The 18839-nt window shown below is 68.4% G+C and carries 18 protein-coding genes; 7 read left to right on the plus strand and 11 right to left on the minus strand.

The genetic code is table 11. From position 1 onward, the window contains the following. Positions 1–11: 11 nt before the first annotated feature. Together PSA7680_RS14785 and PSA7680_RS14790 are read right to left on the minus strand one after the other, a co-directional pair. Complete coding sequence (locus PSA7680_RS14785; protein ID WP_085869501.1) at positions 12–3209, minus strand: reductive dehalogenase; 3198 nt, start codon at positions 3207–3209, stop codon at positions 12–14. 71 nt (positions 3210–3280) lie between these two features. After that, on the minus strand, positions 3281–3745 hold the full coding sequence (locus PSA7680_RS14790; protein WP_245824678.1) for a MarR family winged helix-turn-helix transcriptional regulator: 465 nt from the start codon (positions 3743–3745) through the stop codon (positions 3281–3283). A 98-nt stretch (positions 3746–3843) separates the two neighbouring features. On the opposite strand from PSA7680_RS14790, the gene PSA7680_RS14795 reads away from it, so the two are divergent. The 5 genes from PSA7680_RS14795 (at position 3844) to PSA7680_RS14815 (ending at position 8961) form a co-directional block, all read left to right on the plus strand. Continuing rightward, a complete protein-coding gene (locus PSA7680_RS14795) occupies positions 3844–4572 on the plus strand; it encodes an HAD family hydrolase (RefSeq protein WP_085869503.1) in 729 nt (242 codons plus the stop codon). 106 nt (positions 4573–4678) lie between these two features. Beyond that, positions 4679–6235, plus strand: coding sequence for a trimethylamine methyltransferase family protein (locus PSA7680_RS14800; protein WP_085869504.1), 1557 nt, complete (start codon positions 4679–4681; stop codon positions 6233–6235). 90 nt (positions 6236–6325) lie between these two features. Continuing rightward, positions 6326–6913 carry a heme NO-binding domain-containing protein gene (locus PSA7680_RS14805; RefSeq protein ID WP_085869505.1) on the plus strand — a complete coding sequence of 196 codons (588 nt, stop codon included), beginning with the start codon at positions 6326–6328 and terminating at the stop codon, positions 6911–6913. Continuing rightward, positions 6913–7953 (plus strand): GGDEF domain-containing protein, encoded by a 1041-nt coding sequence (locus PSA7680_RS14810; RefSeq protein WP_139838682.1) that lies wholly within the window; start codon positions 6913–6915, stop codon positions 7951–7953. Before PSA7680_RS14805 ends, PSA7680_RS14810 begins: the two co-directional genes overlap by 1 nt. A 297-nt stretch (positions 7954–8250) precedes the next feature. Then, positions 8251–8961, plus strand: a complete 711-nt coding sequence (locus PSA7680_RS14815; RefSeq protein ID WP_085869506.1) for an SDR family NAD(P)-dependent oxidoreductase — start codon at positions 8251–8253, stop codon at positions 8959–8961. A 7-nt stretch (positions 8962–8968) separates the two neighbouring features. Here the strand turns inward: PSA7680_RS14815 and dtd are convergent, their stop codons facing one another. From dtd to PSA7680_RS14855, 8 genes are all read right to left on the minus strand, one after another. Next, entirely contained in the window at positions 8969–9415 is a 447-nt protein-coding gene (gene dtd, locus PSA7680_RS14820; RefSeq protein WP_085869507.1) for a D-aminoacyl-tRNA deacylase, read from the minus strand. After that, positions 9412–10335 (minus strand): carbohydrate kinase family protein, encoded by a 924-nt coding sequence (locus PSA7680_RS14825; protein WP_085869508.1) that lies wholly within the window; start codon positions 10333–10335, stop codon positions 9412–9414. The genes dtd and PSA7680_RS14825 overlap by 4 nt, the downstream gene beginning before the upstream one ends. Positions 10336–10353: 18 nt before the next feature. Continuing rightward, complete coding sequence (locus tag PSA7680_RS14830) at positions 10354–11532, minus strand: TFIIB-type zinc ribbon-containing protein (protein WP_245824675.1); 1179 nt, start codon at positions 11530–11532, stop codon at positions 10354–10356. Between the two features lie 3 nt (positions 11533–11535). Continuing rightward, complete coding sequence (locus PSA7680_RS14835) at positions 11536–12669, minus strand: SPFH domain-containing protein (RefSeq protein ID WP_085869509.1); 1134 nt, start codon at positions 12667–12669, stop codon at positions 11536–11538. A gap of 28 nt (positions 12670–12697) precedes the next feature. Further along, positions 12698–13645: a DUF2927 domain-containing protein gene (locus tag PSA7680_RS14840; protein WP_085869510.1), complete on the minus strand. Its 948-nt coding sequence runs from the start codon at positions 13643–13645 to the stop codon at positions 12698–12700. Then, positions 13642–14841 carry a toxic anion resistance protein gene (locus PSA7680_RS14845; RefSeq protein ID WP_085869511.1) on the minus strand — a complete coding sequence of 400 codons (1200 nt, stop codon included), beginning with the start codon at positions 14839–14841 and terminating at the stop codon, positions 13642–13644. Before PSA7680_RS14845 ends, PSA7680_RS14840 begins: the two co-directional genes overlap by 4 nt. A 63-nt stretch (positions 14842–14904) precedes the next feature. Further along, on the minus strand, positions 14905–15795 hold the full coding sequence (locus PSA7680_RS14850) for a 5-bromo-4-chloroindolyl phosphate hydrolysis family protein (RefSeq protein ID WP_085869512.1): 891 nt from the start codon (positions 15793–15795) through the stop codon (positions 14905–14907). Between the two features lie 244 nt (positions 15796–16039). Then, complete coding sequence (locus PSA7680_RS14855; protein WP_085869513.1) at positions 16040–16819, minus strand: pseudouridine synthase; 780 nt, start codon at positions 16817–16819, stop codon at positions 16040–16042. Positions 16820–16895: 76 nt separating this feature from the next. Here PSA7680_RS14855 and PSA7680_RS14860 point away from each other — a divergent pair, with 76 nt between their 5' ends. Next, positions 16896–17348, plus strand: a complete 453-nt coding sequence (locus PSA7680_RS14860; RefSeq protein ID WP_085869514.1) for a nucleoside deaminase — start codon at positions 16896–16898, stop codon at positions 17346–17348. A gap of 67 nt (positions 17349–17415) precedes the next feature. Here the strand turns inward: PSA7680_RS14860 and PSA7680_RS14865 are convergent, their stop codons facing one another. Further along, positions 17416–18108 carry a metal-dependent hydrolase gene (locus PSA7680_RS14865; RefSeq protein WP_085869515.1) on the minus strand — a complete coding sequence of 231 codons (693 nt, stop codon included), beginning with the start codon at positions 18106–18108 and terminating at the stop codon, positions 17416–17418. 56 nt (positions 18109–18164) lie between these two features. Between PSA7680_RS14865 and PSA7680_RS14870 the strand changes: the two genes are divergently transcribed. Beyond that, complete coding sequence (locus PSA7680_RS14870) at positions 18165–18830, plus strand: ceramidase domain-containing protein (RefSeq protein WP_085869516.1); 666 nt, start codon at positions 18165–18167, stop codon at positions 18828–18830. Positions 18831–18839 lie beyond the last annotated feature (9 nt).

The following is an 18839-nucleotide window of genomic DNA, read 5'->3' on the forward strand; positions in this document are numbered from 1 at the left end:
AGGCAGCGCGTTCAGAGCGCAAGCTCGATGACGCCGTCAGCCTCCGCCGCGCGTGACTGGCACAGGATGATGCGATGGGCGCGCTCGGCCTTCGAAAGCACGAAGTCCCGGTGCTCCACCGCGCCGCCCGCAAGCCCGCAGGCGCAGACGCCGCAGAGCCCGTCGGAGCACTTCAGATCCACGTGCACCCCGGCCCGGATCAAGGCCTCCGCGGCGCTTTCCTCCGCCCCGACCGCGATTTCACGCCCGCTGCTGTGCAGCCGCAGCCGGAAGGGGTGGTTCACGTAGTCCGGTGTGTCCGGCACGGCGAAGAATTCCTGGTGGCGGGCCTCTTCGGGGAACCCGGCCGCCTCGGCCGCCGCCATCACCGCGGCCATGTAGGCTTCCGGTCCGCAGGTATAGACATGCGCGCCGTCACGGCCTTGAAGGATCCGGGTGAGATCCGCGCGGGTCCCCTCGCGCGAGATGTGAATATGCACCCTGTCGGCCCAGGGCACACGTGCCAGATCTTCCAGAAAGCCCGCGCTCTCGCGGCTGGCGATGCTGTAGTGCAGGGCGAAGGGGCGCCCGAGGGCGTGCAGGCGATGGGCCATGGCGATCATCGGGGTGATGCCGATGCCGCCGCCCATCAGGTAGCTGAAGGCTGCCTCCTCGTGCAGGGGGAAATGGTTGATCGGATGCGACACGAACACCCGCCGCCCCGGCGTGAAGATCCGGTGCAGCAGCTTCGAGCCGCCGCGGCCGGCGTCTTCGCGCAGCACGGCGATCTGGTAGCGGGAGCGGTCCGCCGGATCCCCGGACAGCGAATACTGACGGAAGAACTCCGGCGCGACGACCACATCCACGTGGGCGCCGGCGGTGAAGGGCGGAAGCTCCGCGCCTTCGGGGTGGCGGAACTCATATTTCGTCACGCCCCTGCCCATAGGCTCCACTTTGCTCACCACCAGCGAAAGCACGGGCGCTTCCGCCGTATCGGCGGTGTAGACGTGTTCGGGCGGCTTGCCGGCGGCGCGGGCGGCCTTGTGCTGTTCGGCGGTGAGCATGGCCTTGTAGGCCGCGATGCCGGCCTCGCGGTCCATCGGGAAGGGCCAGGGGTACGGCGGCGGGGCCAGCGGCGCCGGGTAGACGGCCAGCGTCTGATCCTCGAAGCGCAGGTCCAGATCCTTCTGCAGGGAACGCGCGTTCACCGGGTGTTCGGAAGGGCGATAGGCGCCGTCGTCCACCATCTCCAGATCCCACCACCATTTCTTGACGGGGTTGATCTCGCCCTTGCCGAGCGCGTCATCGAGCCTGGCCAGCGGCTTGGCGAGTGCGGGCGCGTGGCTGGCGAGCCAGCGGAAGGGGGCCTCGGCGAAGAGGCCTTCGAGGTTCCACGGGCAGGTCTTCATGCAGCGGCCGCACATGGCGCCGTTCTTCTGGCTCACCCGGTAGGTGGTGCATTTCTGGCTGTCGGACTTCCAGATCTCGTAGCCGTTGAACATCAGCTTCGGCCCCGCGGTGATCGCGCCGGAGGGGCATTCGCGGGCGCATTTGTTGCAGGCCTCGCAGAAGCGTTGCAGGCCGAAATCGATCGGCTTGTCGTGTTCCATCGGCATGTCGGTGGTGACGACGCCGCTTTTCAGGCGCGGGCCGAGGAACGGGTTCAGGATCACCTCGCCGATGCGGGAGACCTCGCCGAGCCCCGCGAGCAGCAGCAGCGGCGGGTGAAGCACTTCGTCGTCCATCACCGAATGCACGCGGGCGGTATAGCCGAGGCGCCGGATATGGGCCGCCAGCACACCGCCGAGAAGCGAAAAGCGCAGGTAGGCGCGCATCGACTGGGCGCAGGCGATCCAGTCATCGCCGCTGGCGCCCTCCATCGTCTCGTGCCCCTGGTCGATGATCATCGAGATGGCGTTGCGGTGGTAGGGCGTGATCGGCTGCCCGGCGGCATCGTGGGAATAGTAGGCCCAGTCGGGGCAGGCGGAGAGGCCGACGGCGTCCACGCCGAGGTAGTAGAGCGCGGCCTTGATGTTGGCGGCGTTGCGCGCGGCGTCCTGCGTGGAGGGGTGCACGTCCGGGGCGGCCTCGCCGTCCTGCAGCACGGTGAAGGCGCCGAGGCTGGGGCGGAAGGCGAAGGCGGCAGCGGACTTGCGCACGTAGTTGCCGTTCTTCGCCGCCTCCTGCACCTGCTTGCCGAGATCGCCGAAGAGGCCGCGGGCGAACATGTTGGCCCGTTTCGGCACGCGGGCGACGTTGGCGGCGTCGATGTAGGTGGTGGGGTCTTCGACGCGCTTCAGCGTCTCGAAGGGGTGGGGGCCGTCGGCGAAGGCGCGGCGGGCGTAGGGATCCCGGTTGCGGGCGGATTTCGCGTGGGCGCCGAGGCTGGTGCGGTAGCTCGCGGGGGGCTTTGCGCGGGGGGCGAGCGGTCTGTCGGGCGCGAGTTGCAGCGTGGTCGTCACCACGGCGAGCTGGTAGCGGGTGCCGAGGAAGGGGTTCGCCGCCAGTGCGCCTTCAACAAGGCCTGCGCGCAGGGCGAGGCGGCGCAGGTGGGCATCGGTTTCGGCCTCGGAATGGGCGCGTGCGTCCCAGCCCAGCGAGCGGATGTAGCTGGCCAGCGTCACCGCGGTTTCCATCGCGCGCAAGGTGCCGCGCTGGGCCTCGGCGTCGAGGATCCAGTCGCCCCCCGGCTCGTCGGGGCGCAGCGGGCGCGGCGCATCGTAGAGAAACACCAGCGCATGGGTGTGGTGGCGGCAGTCGCCCTTGGGCGCCTGCAGGGACTCGCGCAGCCCCGCCATGATCACGTCGATCCCGGCCGCCAGCGTCTTGACCTGTTTCGTCTCCAGCGTCTTGGCGAGGCGGGCCACGTCCGGGTTGCGGCTGGGCGAAGCCAGCCAGTCGCCTTCGCCGATCCGGGCCACGCCCACCATCGCGGCATCGCAGTAGTAGCCGAAGGCCTTCAGGTGGTTGGCGCGCTCTTGCGGATCTTGCGGGATCTCGGCGCGCTCGGCCTTCACCAGCCCGTCGCGGGTGGCGTCGAGCATGGCCTGGTACTCCTGCATCGCGTTGACGATGGAGAGCGGATCCTCGGGCCGGCGAAAGTGCACGGGCGCGTGCGCGGGCAGGCGCGCCAGCGTGGACTCCGGCACGGCGTCGATGCGGGGCAGCGCTTCGAGCGGGTAGGGGCCGAGATGCATCGGGCGGCGGCGGTAGGAGCGGAGCTTGAGCATCTGGCGGAACCTTCGGGGCAGTCGCTGGGGAGCGGGGTGAGGCCGGGTCTGAGGCTGGCTCAGAGGTTGGCTCAGAGGTTGGGCAGGCGGGTTTCCTCGCCTTCCCGCAGCCTGTCGAGAAGCGCGGTGAGCCGGGCCTTGTCGCCTTCGCCGAGCTTGGCGAGGAAATGGGCGCTGTTGGCGCGGGCGAGCCTGTTGGCCTGCGCGAGCAGATCCGCCCCGCGCGGGGTGGCCTGCACCAGCGTCGTGCGCCTGTCCCGCTCGCCGCTTTCGCGCCGGATCAGCCCGGCGTCCTCCATCTGGCGCAGGGCGCGGGAGACGGCGGTGCGGTCCACGCTCACGAAGGCCGCGATCTCGGAGGGCGTTTGCAGGCCTTCCTGTGTGCAGGCCAGCAGGATACACCAGTAGAGGCGGGTCAGGCCGAGCCCCTTCAGGCCGTCCTCGAAGCGTTTTTCGATGACCCGCGCCGTCAGCGAAAGCTGGTATCCGAGCGCGGCGTGAAGATCGTATGACGGGGCATTGGGCATAGTTAACACTGTCAATCAAATTTTACCCCCTGTCAATGCGTGGCAAGCGCTTGCATGTTGATCCGCTCGCGTCTTGCCGACAGACTGCAGGCCTTGAGGGAGGATCCATGACAGACATTCGCGCAGTCCTTTTCGACAAGGACGGAACCCTGTTCGATTTCAACGCCACCTGGAGCGCCTGGGCCCACGGGTTTCTCGGGGAGCTTTCGGGGGGCGATCCGGCACTGGCGGGGCGGCTGGGCCGTGCGATCGGCTATGACATGGAGCTGAAGATCTTCGAGGCCGGCAGCCCGGTGATCGCGGGCACGCCGGGCGAGATCGCCGAAGCCATGCTGCCGCTTCTGCCGGGGCAGGGGGCCGCCGCCCTGATCGAGCAGATGAACCGCGCGGCAGCTCAGGCCCCGATGGTGGAAGCCGCGCCGCTCGTCGATCTGCTGGGCCGGCTCAAGGCGGTGGGGCTGCGGCTGGGCGTGGCCACCAACGATGCCGAAGCGCCGGCGCGCGCGCATCTCGCGGCCACCGGCGTGCTTGGCCATTTCGATTTCGTCGCCGGCTTTGATTCCGGCCACGGCGCCAAGCCGGATCCGGGCATGCTGCTGGCCTTCGCGGAGGCCGTGGGGGTGCCGCCTGCGCAGGTGCTCATGGTCGGTGACAGCCGCCACGATCTGCTGGCCGGGCGGGCGGCGGGGATGCCCACCCTGGGCGTGCTCACCGGGCTCGCGCAGGAAGAGGAACTGGCCCCCTTGGCGCTGGCCGTGCTGCCGCACATCGGCCATCTGCCCGACTGGCTGGGCGGGCGGGCCTCCGAGCGCGCACTGGAAAACGCCGCCGGGTGACCGGCTCTGGCGGCTTCATGCAAGGCGGGCGACAGTTTATGTCGTATTCTGGCGCTCCGTGCCGCGCATCTGACGGCAGGATTTTCCTCAAACGGAGGGATTTCCCATGGCAGAGACAGCCACCCGGCGCCGCCGCTCCGGCGGCCGTGCCGGCAATGCCCGGCGCAGCACCACCGCCACCATCGAGCAGATGCCCTGGCGCATCCCGGTCAACACCGATGCCCCCACGGAACCACTGACCGAAGAGGGAATCGCGGCGATCCACGAAGGTGCCATGCGCATCCTCGAAGAGATCGGGATCGAATTCCTCAACGCCGAGGCTCTCGCCATCCTGAAGGAAGCCGGCTGCACCATCGACGGGCAAAATGTGCGAATGGGGCGCGACTGGGTGATGGAAATGGTGGCCAAAGCGCCAGCCGATTTCACCATCACGCCTCGCAACCCCGCGCGCGAGATCCACATTGGCGGCAAGAGCATGGTTTTCGTCAATGTGTCCTCCCCGCCCAACTACTGGGATCTGGAGAAGGGCAAGATTCCGGGCACCCGCGAAGATTGCCGCAACCTGCTGAAGCTTACGCAATACTTCAACTGTATCCATGTTGCCGGGGGCTACCCGGTGGAGCCGGTGGACGTCCACGCCTCCGTGCGCCACCTCGACGTGCTCTATGACAAGCTCACCCTGACCGACAAGGTCGCCCATGCATACAGCCTCGGCAAGGAGCGGGTGGAAGACGTGATGGAGATGGTGCGCATCGCGGGCGGGCTTTCGCAGGAGGAATTCGAAGCGCGCCCGCACATGTATACCAACATCAACTCCACCTCGCCGCTCAAGCATGACGAGCCGATGCTCGACGGCTACATGCGCTGCGTGCGGCGCGGTCAGGCCACCGTGGTGACGCCCTTCACGCTCGCCGGGGCCATGGCGCCGGTAACCATGGCTGGGGCCGTGGCGCAATCCATCGCGGAAGGGCTCTGCGTGATCGCGCTGGCGCAATACATCCGCCCCGGCGCGCCTTGCGTGCTGGGCACCTTCACCTCCAACGTGGACATGAAATCCGGCGCCCCCGCCTTCGGCACGCCCGAATACATGCGCGCCACCCAGATGACGGGCCAGATGGCGCGCTTCTATGGGCTGCCGCTGCGGTCCTCCGGGGTCTGCGCGGCCAATGTGCCCGATGGGCAGGCGATGTGGGAGACGTCCAATTCGCTCTGGGCGGCGGTGCAGTCGCGGACGAACATGGTCTACCACGCGGCCGGGTGGCTCGAAGGGGGGCTGATCGCGAGCCCCGAGAAATTCATCATGGATTGCGAGATCCTGCAGCAGATCCAGCGTTACTTCGAGCCCGCCACCTTCGCCACCGGGGAAGACGACATCGCGCTTGAAGCGATCCGCGCGGTGGGCAATGATGGGCATTTCTTCGGCATCGACCACACGCAGGAGCGCTATACCACCGCCTTCTACCAGCCTTTCCTGAGCGACTGGCGCAACTACGAGGGCTGGAACCTCGCGGGCGGCATCTGGACGGCGGAGCGCGCGCACAGGATGTTCAAGGCAATCATCGAGGAATTCCAGCCGCCGGCGATGGATGAGGGCATCCGCGAGGAACTCGCGAGCTTCGTGGCCCGGCGCAAGGCCGAGGGCGGGGCGCCGACCGATTTCTAGGCCGCAGTAGGGGTGAAAAACGTGAAATTCGTCAGGAATTCGTTAACGCCTGAGTCCTAGGCTGCCGGAAAGCAACCCGGAAATACAGCCATGCACGGATTGATCAACCGCTCGATCGAGATCTTCCTGAAGGAGCGCCACGGCGCGGAGCTCTGGCAGGCCGTCGCGCAGGAGGCGCAGGTGCCGGATGGCAGCTTCGAGGCGATGCTGCGCTACGAGGATGGGGTCACGGCGCGCGTGCTCGCCGCCGCCGCCTCCCGCCTGTCGCGCAGCGAAGCCGAACTGCTCGAAGACCTCGGGATCTTCCTCGTGACCTCCGAACGCACCCGGGTGGTGCGGCGGCTGTTGCGCTACGGCGGGGTGAGCTACCGCGAATTCCTCTATTCGCTGGACGATCTGCGCGATCGGGTCTGGCTGGCCGTGCCGGAGCTGGAAATGCCCCGTTTCGAACTGCAGCGGGAAGGGGAGACCGGTTTCCACCTCATCTGCGAAAGCCCGGTGCCGGGCATGGGTCATGTCACGGTCGGGGTGCTGCGCGCGCTGGCCGATGATTACGGCGCGCTCGTGCTGCTGGATGAAAGCCACGGCGAAGACGGGCGCAGCGACATCACGGTCCACCTGCTCAACAGCACACATGCCGCCGGGCGGCGGTTCTCGCTTGCGGGGGAGCCTGCGTGATGGCTGCCTTTTCTCCTGCGAACATCCCGCCCGAAGGGCTCAACCGCCTGATGCCGATGCACGTGATGTGCGATGCGGAGGGGCTCATCCAGCACATCGGGCCGACGCTGCATTGCCTCTGGCCGTTCGGAGCGCCGCTGGGGCGTCCGCTATTCGACGTGCTGGAGGTCAACCGCCCCCGTGGCATCGCCGATTTCCCCGAACTGCTCGCGCGGGCCGGGGAGCGGCTGCATCTCTCGGTGATCGGCGAGGAGGCGCCGAAGATGAAGGGGCTGGCGGTGCCGCTTCTGGATGGCGGCGCGCTGCTCAATCTCTCCTTCGGCATCTACGTCGGGGAGGCGGTGCGCCGCTTCGATCTGACGGACGCGGATTTCGCGCCGACGGATCTCACGATGGAGATGCTCTACCTGATCGAGGCGAAATCCGCCGCCGCGGCCGAGCTGAACCGGCTTGCCAGCCGCCTGCAGGGCGCACGCATCGCCGCCGAGGAACAGGCGTTCACCGATACGCTTACGGGTCTGCGCAACCGGCGTGCGATGGATGTCGTGCTCAATCGCCTGATCTCGGGGGGGCAACGCTTCGGGCTGATGCACCTCGATCTCGACTATTTCAAGGACGTGAACGATACCCTCGGCCACGCCGCGGGCGATCTGGTGCTCCAGCACGTGGCCCGCGTGCTGGTGGAGGCCACCCGGGAAGAGGATCTCGCCGCCCGCGTGGGCGGTGACGAGTTCGTCCTGCTCTTTTCCGGCCTGACCGACATCGATCAGCTCAACGCCATCGCCAGCCGGATCATCGAGCGCCTCGAAGAGCCCGTCATGTTCGAAGGCAAGCCCTGCCGGATCTCCGGCAGCATCGGCACCACGATCTCCGATTTCTACACGGAGCCGGAGGCCGAGGTGATGCTGCATGACGCCGACATCGCGCTCTATGCCTCCAAGCACAAGGGCAAGGCCTGTTTCACCGTTTTCTCCAAGGATCTCGGTCAGTTGGAGCCGCCGAAGGGGCGCGAGAAGGCCCCGTCCTCCCCGGCTCACTGAAAGCGGCGCGCCGGCGGCCGTGCCCCTCACCGGGCCGCCGGCGCCCCCAACGGGCGCCCGTCTCTTCCCCTCCGGGCGGGCGCCCGAACAATTCCCCGAGGTGGGGGCTCCAACGCCCTGCCTGATGGGCGCGCGATGGCAAGGCGCGCCGAAGCGCGGGCGGCCGGCCTTGGGGCGCTTTCGGCTGCGCCGCGCCTTGCCGGGCGCCTGCGGGACGGCTAGCCTTCCGGACGGCTGCCGATCCGGCGCCGGGCACGGCGGGGTCGCCGGCAGGGGGCAGCATGGCAGGGGGGCAGCATGGCGGAGCAATCGGACCGCAGGGTGGCGCTGGTCACGGGGGGCGCCCGGGGGATCGGGCGCGCCATCGCGCGGGATCTGGCCCGCGATCACCACGTGGCCATCACCTGGACAACGACCGAGCCGCGCGACGCCGACGCCGGGATTGCCCCGATCCGGGCCGATCTTCGGGCTCCCGGCAGCGCCGCGGCGGTGATCGAGGCGGTGCTTGCGCAGTTCGGGCGGCTGGACGTGATCGTCAACAACGCCGGGCTTGTCCGGCCCACCCCGAAAGAGTCCGTGGAGACCGCCGCCGCCGCGGACATCCTCGCCGTCAATCTTCTCGCCCCCGGGGCGCTGCTCGCCGCCGCCCTGCCGCATCTGAAGGCCGGGGCATCCATCGTCAGCCTGTCGTCGGTGAACGCCGTGCTGCCGCCGCGGGATGCCGCCTTCTACGGCGCCAGCAAGGCGGCGCTGAACCTCTGGACGCGGGCGATGGCGAAGGAACTGGGGCCGAGGGGCATCCGGGTGAACGCCGTCGCCCCGGGCGCGATCAACATCCCCGAGGCCCCGCGGCCCGAGGATCTGACGGCGCGCTTCGTTGAGGACACCGCGCTGGGGCGGATCGGCCGCCCGGAAGATGTCGCGTCTGCGGTGCGCTTCCTCGCCGGCGCGCAGGCCGGCTTCATCACCGGCGAAGTGCTCACGGTCTCGGGTGGGTATCGCCTGTAGGGGGCGCTCAGCCCAGTTGATCGTCCAGCCAGATCGTCACCGGCCCGTCGTTCACGAGGTGAACCTGCATGTCGGCCCCGAAGATCCCCGTCTGCACCGCGATGCCCTCGCCTCGGAGCGCCTCGGCGAAAGCCTCGTAGAGCGCCTTGCCCTCTTCCGGGCGGGCCGCTTCGGAGAAGCCGGGGCGGTTGCCGCGGCGGGTGTCGGCGGCCAGCGTGAACTGCGACACCACCAGCGCCTCGCCGCCGATGTCGCGCAGGGAGCGGTTCATCTTGCCGGCCTCATCGGGAAAGATCCGCAGCTTCGCGATCTTCGCGGCCAGCTTCGCGGGCTGGTCGGGGCCATCGCCCTGCATCGCGCAGACGAGGATGAGCAGGCCGCGCCCGCAGCGCCCCACCGTGTCTCCGGCGACGTCCACGCGGGCGTCGCTCACCCGTTGCAGGAGCGCCCTCACGCCAGTTCGTCCAGGCGCGGCGGGTTGGCGCCGGCGCGCGATACCGTCACGGCGGCGGCCCGCACGCCCAGCGAAAGCGCATGGCTCACGTCTTCCGTGGTCAGCCTTTCAAGCGCGGCCTTCGTGAGCCGCCCGCGCTGGGCGAGCCCGGCCAGAACCCCGGCGTTGAACGTATCCCCGGCTCCGACCGTATCGACGACGGTCACAGGCGTGGCGGCGACGAAGGCGGTTTCCTCTCCCCAGAAGGCGCGGGCCCCTTTGGCGCCCTCGGTGATGCAGACAAGCTTCGCTCCCCGCGCGAGCAGCCCGCGGGCGAGGGGCGCGATCTCGCCGGGGCCTTCCAGCCAGTGCAGATCCTCGTCGGAGAGTTTCACGATGTCGGCCATCGCCGTCATGCGCCCGATGCGGGCGCGGTAGGCGGCCTCGTCGGTGATGAAACCGGGGCGGATGTTGGGATCGATCATCGTGAGCGCGCCGGGCGCGACCTGCGCCATCAGCGCCTCGTAGGCGCTGCCGCAGGGTTCCGAAACGAGGCTGATGCCGCCGAAGAAATGCGGCCGCCCGGCCTCGGGCGCGGCGGGCATGTCTTCCACCGCGAACATGCGCCCGGCGGTGTTCTCATCGTAGAAGGCGTATTGCGCCTGCCCGTCGGTGAGGGTGACGAAGGCCAGCGTCGTGGGGCGCGCCGAGCGCACGCAGCGGCTGTGGTCCACGCCGCTGGCTTCGAGCGTGGCCTCCAGCCGGGCGCCGAACAGATCGGTGGACAGGCCGGTGACGAAGGCCGTCGGCTCGCCGAGGCGCGCCAGCGCGATGGCGGTGTTGAACACCGCCCCGCCGGCGAAGGGGGCGAAGGCTTCCTCCCCGCTGGTGGCCGCGCGCGGCAGCATGTCGATCAGGGCTTCCCCACAGCAGACAACCATCCCGAAACTCCTTGAAAATCAGCCGTTCTGCGCCGCGAAATAGCCGATCAGGGCCGCGATTGATAGCGCAAACATTGCCGCGAGTAAAATTTTCCACGTGGAATAGGGGCGCTCGCCCTGAACGCGGCCGGACTGCCCGTTGACGACGAAGCGATAGGTCTTGCCGCGATACTTGTAGGCCGCCATCCAGACCGGCAGCAGGATGTGCTTGAAGGTGATGTCGGAGACTTTCGTGTCCAGCGCCTGGATGCGCTGCACATCGCCGCCGATGTCGAATTTCACGTCGCGTTCGATGATGCGGTCCATCCGGGCGCGGGCCTCGTGGAAGCCCTCGTCCAGCTGCACCGTGTAGCCTTCCGCGCGCATCCCGGCGAGATACTCGGGCTGGTAGGGCTCCAGCGTCGAGAGGTCCCAGGGCTCCAGCGCGTCGGTGTAGGGCTTGGGCAGCGAGCGGCTGGCCAGCACGAGCACGTCATCGAAGAAGCGCGCCACCCGGCCCGAGGCCGGGCTCCAGCGGATCTTGCGCTCCTGGCGCTGCTGGCGCTTGCCGTCCACCATCACCGTGCGGGTCACGTAGTAGTAGGTGCCGCGCTGGCCGGTGTAGCGGGTCTTCGTGTCGGCGTCGTAGGTCCAGTAGGGCACGTAGATGCCTTCGAGCCGGCGCCCTTTGCGGGCGTATTCCTTCAGGCCGTTGGGGGCGAACCACAGGCGGCCCAGCCAATCCGTCATCGCCTTGTGGGCGGCGCGCTCCTCGATCACGAAGGGCATCACCGCATGGGGCTTGATGTGCCGGTGCGCGCCGGTATCGGCTACGATGGGGCTGGCGCAGAAGGGGCATTCGGTGGCGTGGAGTTCCTCGGAGTATTCGACCTGCGCGCCGCAGCTGTCGCAGGTCATGACGCGGGTTTCCTCGATCTCCGCCTCCGGCAGCAGATCGCGCAGGGCGCTCTGGAAATCCAGTTCGCGAATGGCCTGAAGCCTGCGCCCGCTGCCCTCGATCGCCTCGGTGAAGCCGCAGTGATCGCATTTCAGCCGCCCTTCGGCGGGATCGAAGCGCAGGTCCGAGCCGCAGGTGGGGCAGGGGAAGCGGTGATCCCCCGGCGCCCTGCCTTCGGCTTCTGCCCCACGCCCATCGAGCGGGGCGCTGCCGGGCAGGCGCGTGCCCGGCAGGGGCGGCGGCACGTCGGAGGGGCACATGGCTCAGACGCCCGGCGGCGGCGGGGGCGGCAGGATGGTGAAAAGCTGGGCAAGCTCGGCCACGTCCTCGGCCTTCTTCCAGCCGTCCTGCCCCGGCGTCCAGACGAAGCTTTCGCGGGTGAGGCTGCCCTCGGCGGCCATACGGCCGAGATCGGCCTTGGAGAAGGGGCCGCTGGTCTTGCCGTCCTTGGCGATGTGCCAGACGTGTTCCACCGGCGGCGGTGGCGGCGCGACGGGGGCGGCCGCCGAGGGAGCCGCGGCCGCGGGGCGCGCGCCCCAGGGCCCGGCCTGCGCCATCTGGCCGGCCATCGCCATGCCCATGCCCATGCCGAGGCCGGCGCCCATGCCGCCGCCCCCGTTGGGGTTGCTCGCGGCGGCCGTCATCGCTTCGGCGGCGGAATACTGGGTGAACTGGCCCAGATCGCCGGCGAGCCCCATGGAGGTGCGCTTGTCGAGCGCGGCTTCCACGGCGGGCGGCAGCGAGATGTTCTCGATGTAGAGCTCGGGCATCGTCAGCCCGTAGGCGGTGAGCGTTTCGGAGATCTGCGCCGCCACCAGCTTGCCGAGATCGGCGGTGTTGGCGGCCATGTCCAGCACCGGGATGCCCGAGGAGGCGAGCACGCGGCTGGCTTCCTGCACGATGATGTTGCGGATCTGGTAGGTGATTTCGTCGGTGGTGAACTCGCCGTCGGTGCCCACGATCTCCACCATGAAGCGGCCCGGATCGGTGACGCGGATCGAATAGGTGCCGAAGGCGCGCAGGCGCACCGGGCCGAACTCGGGATCGCGGATGATGATCGGGTTCTTTGTGCCCCACTTCAGATCGGTGAAGCGGGTGGTGTTGACGAAGTAGATCTCGCTCTTGAAGGGTGATTTGAAGCCGTGATCCCAGTGCTGGAGCGTCGTCATCACCGGCATGTTGTTGGTTTCGAGCATGTAGAGCCCGGGCGAGAACACGTCCGCCAGCTGGCCTTCATGGACGAATACCGCCGCCTGCCCCTCGCGCACGGTGAGCTTGGCGCCATATTTGATCTCGTGGCCTTCCCGTTCGAAGCGCCAGACGATGGTGTCGCGGGTGTCGTCCACCCAGTGGATGACATCGATGAACTGGCCTGAAAGGAAATCGAAGATGCCCATGATGGGGTGTCCTTCTTCTGAACGGAAATCAGTTGAGTTTCATGTCCCAGAGGATGCGGTCGACGATGGGGCGCGCGGTCTTCGCGTCCATGCCCACCTTCAGCCTCGGGTCGTAGAGAATGCGCAGAAGGGTTTCGTCGTGCCGGGTGAGCAGGGCGAATTCCTTGTCGTCGTTGAACAGAGAGGGGCGCGCGCGCGGGCTGTCGTTGGGCAGGCCGAGCCCCTGCGCCACCTCTTCGTGGATGCAGGAGAGCCGCAGCAGATCGGGCAGTTCGGCCGGGATCATCGCGATGGCCTGCCGGTAGGGGGTGCCCTCGCCGCCGGGGGCGATGGAGACCACGAGGCAGAGCTGGCTGCGCGGGATCTTGGTGAGATGCCGGATGGAGGCCTGCGAGAGCGTGGGCACCAGCTGCTTCAGCCGCGGCCCGGCGGCCTTGCGCTCGGCCTCGTTCAGGATCAGCACGTGGAAATTGCCGCCGCGCTTGGCCAGGCTCACCGGGTGGCGCGTGGCCGCCGCCAGCCGACGTGTGTAGCCCTTCAGGTTGCTCGTATCCTTCTGGCGCTGCGCCGCCGGCACCGAGGCCCCGAACTCGACGCTCACGCGCACGGGTTCTTCCCAGCGCTTCAGGGTCGTGGCGCCGCCCCGCCCGGAAAGCCGCCCGCCGCTCTGATCGTATTCCGTGGCCAGGGCGATGGCGGTGAAGTTGTTGACGAGATCCAGCCTGTCGTAGCGCACCCCCTTGCCGCGATCTGTGCGCAGGTAGCCCGCACGCACGAAATCGTTCTGCACCCGCGCGTAATGGGCCTGCAACGGGCTGGACTTGCGCGCCGAGGCCGGCTGCGCCTTTGAAGGCGACGAGCTGGAGCGCGTGACCGAGGGCACCGGCTGCGACGCATGGCCGGCCACGCCCAGAAGGCCCAGGCAGGTGGCCGCGGCGCAGACGGCCCGGCGCAAGCGGGGGCGGCGCCGGTTCATGCCTTGTCGGCCGGCACGGCCTCGCCGGCATTGCTGCCGATACCGTCCTTGCGGGCCTTGGCGGCGGCCAGCGTATCGCGCAGTTCGTGCTCCATCTGCACGAGCTCCTTCTCGGCGGCGGCACGCTTGGCCTTGCCTTCGTCGGCGATGGCGAGGCTTTCGTTGATCGTGGCGATCAGCTCGGCATTGGCCGCCTTCACCGCTTCGATGTCGAACACGCCGCGCTCCATTTCCTCGCGCACGGCCTTGTTGGCCTGCCGCAGGTTCTTGGCGTTGGCGGTCAGCAGTTCGTTCGTCAGATCGTTGGCGTCCTTCACCGCCACGGCGGCTTCGGAGGAGCGCTGGATCGTCACCGCCTGCGCCAGCTGGGTTTCCCAGAGCGGCACGGTATTCACCAGCGTGGAATTGATCTTGGTGACGAGCGATTTGTCGTTTTCCTGCACCAGCCGGATCGAGGGCAGCGACTGCATGGTGACCTGCCGGGTGAGCTTCAGATCGTGCACCCGGCGCTCCAGGTCGTCCCGCGCGGCGCGCAGATCGCGCAGCTCCTGCGCAACCATCACCTGGTCGGCCTCGGGCGCGGCCTCGACGGCCTTCTCCTTCTCCGGGATCACCGTGGTGTCCAGTTCCTTCAGCTTCTCTTCGCCGGCGGCGATGTAGAGCGCCAGCTCATCGTAGAAGGTGAGCGTCTTCTCGTAGAGCAGATCGAGGGATTTGATGTCTTTCAGGAGGGTGTGCTCATGGGCGAGCAGCTCGTCGGTGATCCGGTCGATCTGATCCTGCACGTCCTCGTATTTGGCCACGAACTTCGCCATCGGCGTCGCCTTGCCGGTGAGGCGCTCCCACCAGCTGCGTTTGCGGTTCGGGTCAAGCTCCTCCACCGAGAAGCCGCGGATCGTGGAAACGATGTCGCGCAGCGAATCCCCCGCCGGGCCGACATCCTTGTTCTTGACGTCGGCCAGCATCGCCTGGCTGATCTCCTGCAACTCGGCCTGCGCGGCGGAGCCGAAGCTGATGATCGAGCCGGTGTCCGTCATGTCCAGCTCGGCCATGCGCCTGCGGATGCCTTCCGCCACCGGCGCGTCCGCCGCTTCCAGCGGGACGACATCTGCCGCCGGTTCCGGCAGGATGACGGCGGTGGTCTCCTCGACGGCGGCCAAGGTGGCCTCGGCCTTCTTTCTGGTTTCTTCCGACATCGTTACATCCTTCTACCGGTCAACGGGCGTCGCTGCGCCCATGGGCCCCGTCGGGGCGGGTCATCAGGGGCGGGCCGCGAGGCCCTCCCGTTGCAGGCGCTCGCGCAGCACCTCAATTTCAACATCAAGATCGGCCTTGTTGTCCAGCAGCAGGGCCTCGGTGCGGGCATCGAAATTGGCTTCCAGATCGTCCAGAAGCGCCTCGAAATCCGCCTTGGCGGCGGAATTCCGCGTAGTGGTGTAGAGATCGGCGAATTTCACCGCCGCATCGCTCGCGCCCTTCAGGTAGATCCCGAGATATTTGCGGGCGGCCGTCAGGTCGCGCGGGTCGTCCTCGACGGTGCGGAACATCCGCCGCGCCGTGGCCTGGAACCGCTCCACGCGCGCGCTCAGCGCCCGGTCGCCCACGCGGGCAACGGCCGCGCTCATGCGCTCCAGATGCGCTTCGGCCTCCCCGACGGCGCGCGCCACGCGATCGCTCTGGTGGCGATCCACCCCTTCCACGTTCTTGTCTTTCATCGGATCGAGCCCGAAGGCGAAGGAATGCAGCCCGGCGCCGAGCAGGCCGAAGATCAGCGCGTTGAGCACCGAGCCCGTGCCGGCGAACCCGGCCAGCGCCAGCCCGGCGCCGGTCAGAACCGAGGCAAACAGCTTGCGGGGAATGGCGGGTTTGCGCGCGACCCTGCGGGCCTCATAGGCCTCCTGGGCGAGGATGCCCTCGCGTGTCAGCCAGGCGGCGAGCACGAGCACGCCGAAGGCCACGAGGTTGGCGGCCATGCCGACGGGCTCCATTGTGAAAGCACGGATCGCCAGCGGCAGGGGGGCGAAGAACAGAAGGTTTGTGCGCCCACCCGCGCGGCTGCGGCGCTTGCCCTCGTAAGGGTTGCGCAGCACCTCCTGCGGGGCTTCGCCGCTGGCGCCGGGGCTGTATTTTCCGCCGAATTTCCGTGCCATCACGCGCCTCCCGAGGCCGAAACGTAGACGATCAGGCCGATCAGCAGGAAGAAGGCGATCTTCTTCAGACCCTCTCCGGACATGGCACCTCCCCGGGGCAAAAACACACACACGCCCCGCCAATATAGGGGTGCGAGTGCCGCCTTGCTACCGGGGAAAGCTGCGCTGGTGTTCCCCGCAGGGGGCAGGGGGCAGGGGGCAGGGGGCAGGGGCAGGGGCAGGGGGCAGGGGATAGGGCGCCGGGTCAGCCGCGCGGCTTGCGCCGGGTCCGGACGGGTTTGGGCTTGGGCGTTTCGGACAGCCCGAGCTGATCGCGCACCACACGCCCCTTCAACTCCTCCACCTCGCCGGGCTTCAGATCCCCCAGCCGGAAGGGGCCGTAGCTGATGCGCAGCAGCCGGTTCACCTCGAGGCCGATGCTTTCCATCGCCCTTCGGATCTCGCGGTTCTTGCCCTCGCGCAGCGAAACGGTGAGCCAGGCGTTGGCGCCCTGCTGCCGGTCCAGCGTGATGGTCATCGGCTGGAAGCGCTCGCCGTCAACCGTCACCCCCTTGCGCAGGGGAGCGAAATCCTCGTCCTTCGGGGTGCCCTTCACGCGCACCCGATACTTGCGCAGCCAGCCCGTGGAGGGCAGCTCCAGCTTGCGCTTGATGCCGCCGTCGTTGGTCAGCAGCAGCAACCCCTCGGAGTTGATGTCCAGCCGGCCCACGCTCATCACCCGCGGCATGCCTTCGGGCAGGGAATCGAAAACGGTCTTGCGGCCCTTTTCGTCCCGGTTCGTGGTCACGAGGCCGATCGGCTTGTGATACAGCCACACGCGCGGCTGCTCCGGCTCGGCCAGGTCGGCGCCGTCTACCTTGATGCGATCCTTCTCGGTCACGTTCAGCGCCGGGCTGCTGATGATCTTGCCGTTCACGCTCACGCGCCCGGCCTCGATCATCCGTTCCGCTTCGCGCCGCGAAGCCACGCCCGCGCGGGCAAGGACCTTGGCGATGCGATCGCCCTGTTTCGACTCGTTGCTCATGACAGCGGGCTTACGCCGGATCGCGCCGTTTGGAAAGACGCTTGGCAAACGGGCAGGGCGCGGGCATGAACGGGGCATGAGCCCGTTTCGTTCCCATATGGACACCGCCCTGCAGGAAGCCCGCGCCGCCGCCGCGCGTGGCGAAGTGCCCGTGGGCGCGGTCGTCGTGGCCCCGGACGGCACTCTGCTTGCGCAGGCCGGCAACCGCACCCGCGAACTGAAGGATCCCACCGCCCACGCCGAGATCCTGGCCATCCGCGCCGCCTGCGCCGCACTGGGGCAGGAGCGCCTGCCGGGCGCGTCCCTCTACGTCACGCTGGAGCCTTGCCCGATGTGCGCCACGGCGATTTCGGCGGCGCGCATCGCGCGGCTCTACTACGGCGCCTCCGATCCCAAGTCCGGCGGTCTCAACCAGGGGCCGCGCATCTTCAGCCACCCCCAGGCCCACCACGTGCCCGACGTCTACGACGGCATCGACGCGCCTGCCTGCGAAGCCCTCCTCAAGGCCTTCTTCGCAACCCTGCGCTAGCACGACTTTGTTCCATAAATATCCCGAGGGTCCGGGGGCAGAGCCCCCGGCTTGCGAGGCCCGGCGCTCAGGCGCGGATCGGCTCCAGCACCTGCGGCTCGATCACCGTCACGCCGGGCAGCCCGTCCACGAGCTCCTGCGCGTCCTGCGCCAGAAGCGGGAAGGTGCGGTAGTGGCAGGGGATCACCATCTCGAAATCAAAGAACTTCCGCGCAGCGAAAGCGGCGGCCTTCATGTCCATCGTGAAATGGCCGCCGGCGCTGAGAATGCCGATGTCGGGCTGGAAGAACTCGCCCATCCAGGCCATGTCGGCCGAGATCGCCGTATCGCCGGAGAAATAGATCGTGCGCCCCTCGCCGCGGATCATGAAGCCGGCCTCGCCCCCGGCGTAGATCGGCCCGGCTTCGCTGCCGAGCGAGGAGGAATGCACGGCGTTGACCATGGTCACGGCCACCGCGCCGAGCGCCACGGTGCCGCCCTTGTTGAAGCCGATCACGGAAACCCCTTCGCTGGCCTCCCAGTGGCTCATCAGGTCGTAGATCCCCACGAGCGGCACCGAAAGCTCGCGGGCGAGCGCCACCGCGTCCCCGGCGTGATCGCCGTGGCCGTGGGAGACGAGGATATGGGTCGCGCCGGCGATGGCCTCGGCCCGGCGATCCTCCGGAAACATCGGGTTGCCGGTGAGCCAGGGGTCCACCAGCAACACCTGGTCTGCGATCTCGATGCGAAATCCGGAATGGCCAAGCCAGATGATGTTCATTGCAGGATCCTCCACTATGTCTGGGCCAAGAGTAGCAAAGCGGAAGGGCAAGTCACGTGGATTGGACGGCGAGCGTCGATGCCTATTGCGAGCGGGTGGGGCCCGAATTCTGGGCCGAGCCGCTGAACGCGCTCTCCAATCTCGCCTTCCTTCTGGCCGCCGGCCTCGTGGCCCTGCACATCCGGCCCCGGCCCGCGCCGGTCAGCCGGCTGCTCTGCGCGCTGCTGGCGCTGATCGGCCTCGGCTCCTTCCTGTTCCACACGCTGGCCAACCGCTGGAGCGGGCTGGCCGACGTGCTGCCCATCCTCGCCTTCGTGCTGGTCTACATCTACGCGGCCAACCGCGATTTCTGGGGCCTGCCGCGCGCCGCGGCCCTCGGGCTCACGGCGCTGTTCTTTCCCTACGCGATCGCCACCGGCGCGGCCTTCGCCGGCCTCGCCCCGGCGCTGGGCAGCTCCGCGGCCTATGCGCCCATCGCCCTGCTCATCGCCCTCTACGGCCTGCTTTTGCGCCGCCGCCACCCGGGCACCGCGCGCGGCCTTCTGGCGGGGGCGCTGATTCTCTCCCTCTCGATCACGGCGCGCGCTCTGGATCAGCCCCTCTGCGCGATCTTCCCGTTTGGCACCCACCCGGCCTGGCACCTGCTCAACGCCCTGATGCTTGCTCACATGATCCTCGTTTACCAGCGCCACATGCTTGCGGCGGGCGGGGCAGGGCGCTAAAGGCTTGTT

It is taken from the genome of Pseudoruegeria aquimaris (genome assembly GCF_900172235.1).
Classification (GTDB): domain Bacteria; phylum Pseudomonadota; class Alphaproteobacteria; order Rhodobacterales; family Rhodobacteraceae; genus Pseudoruegeria; species Pseudoruegeria aquimaris.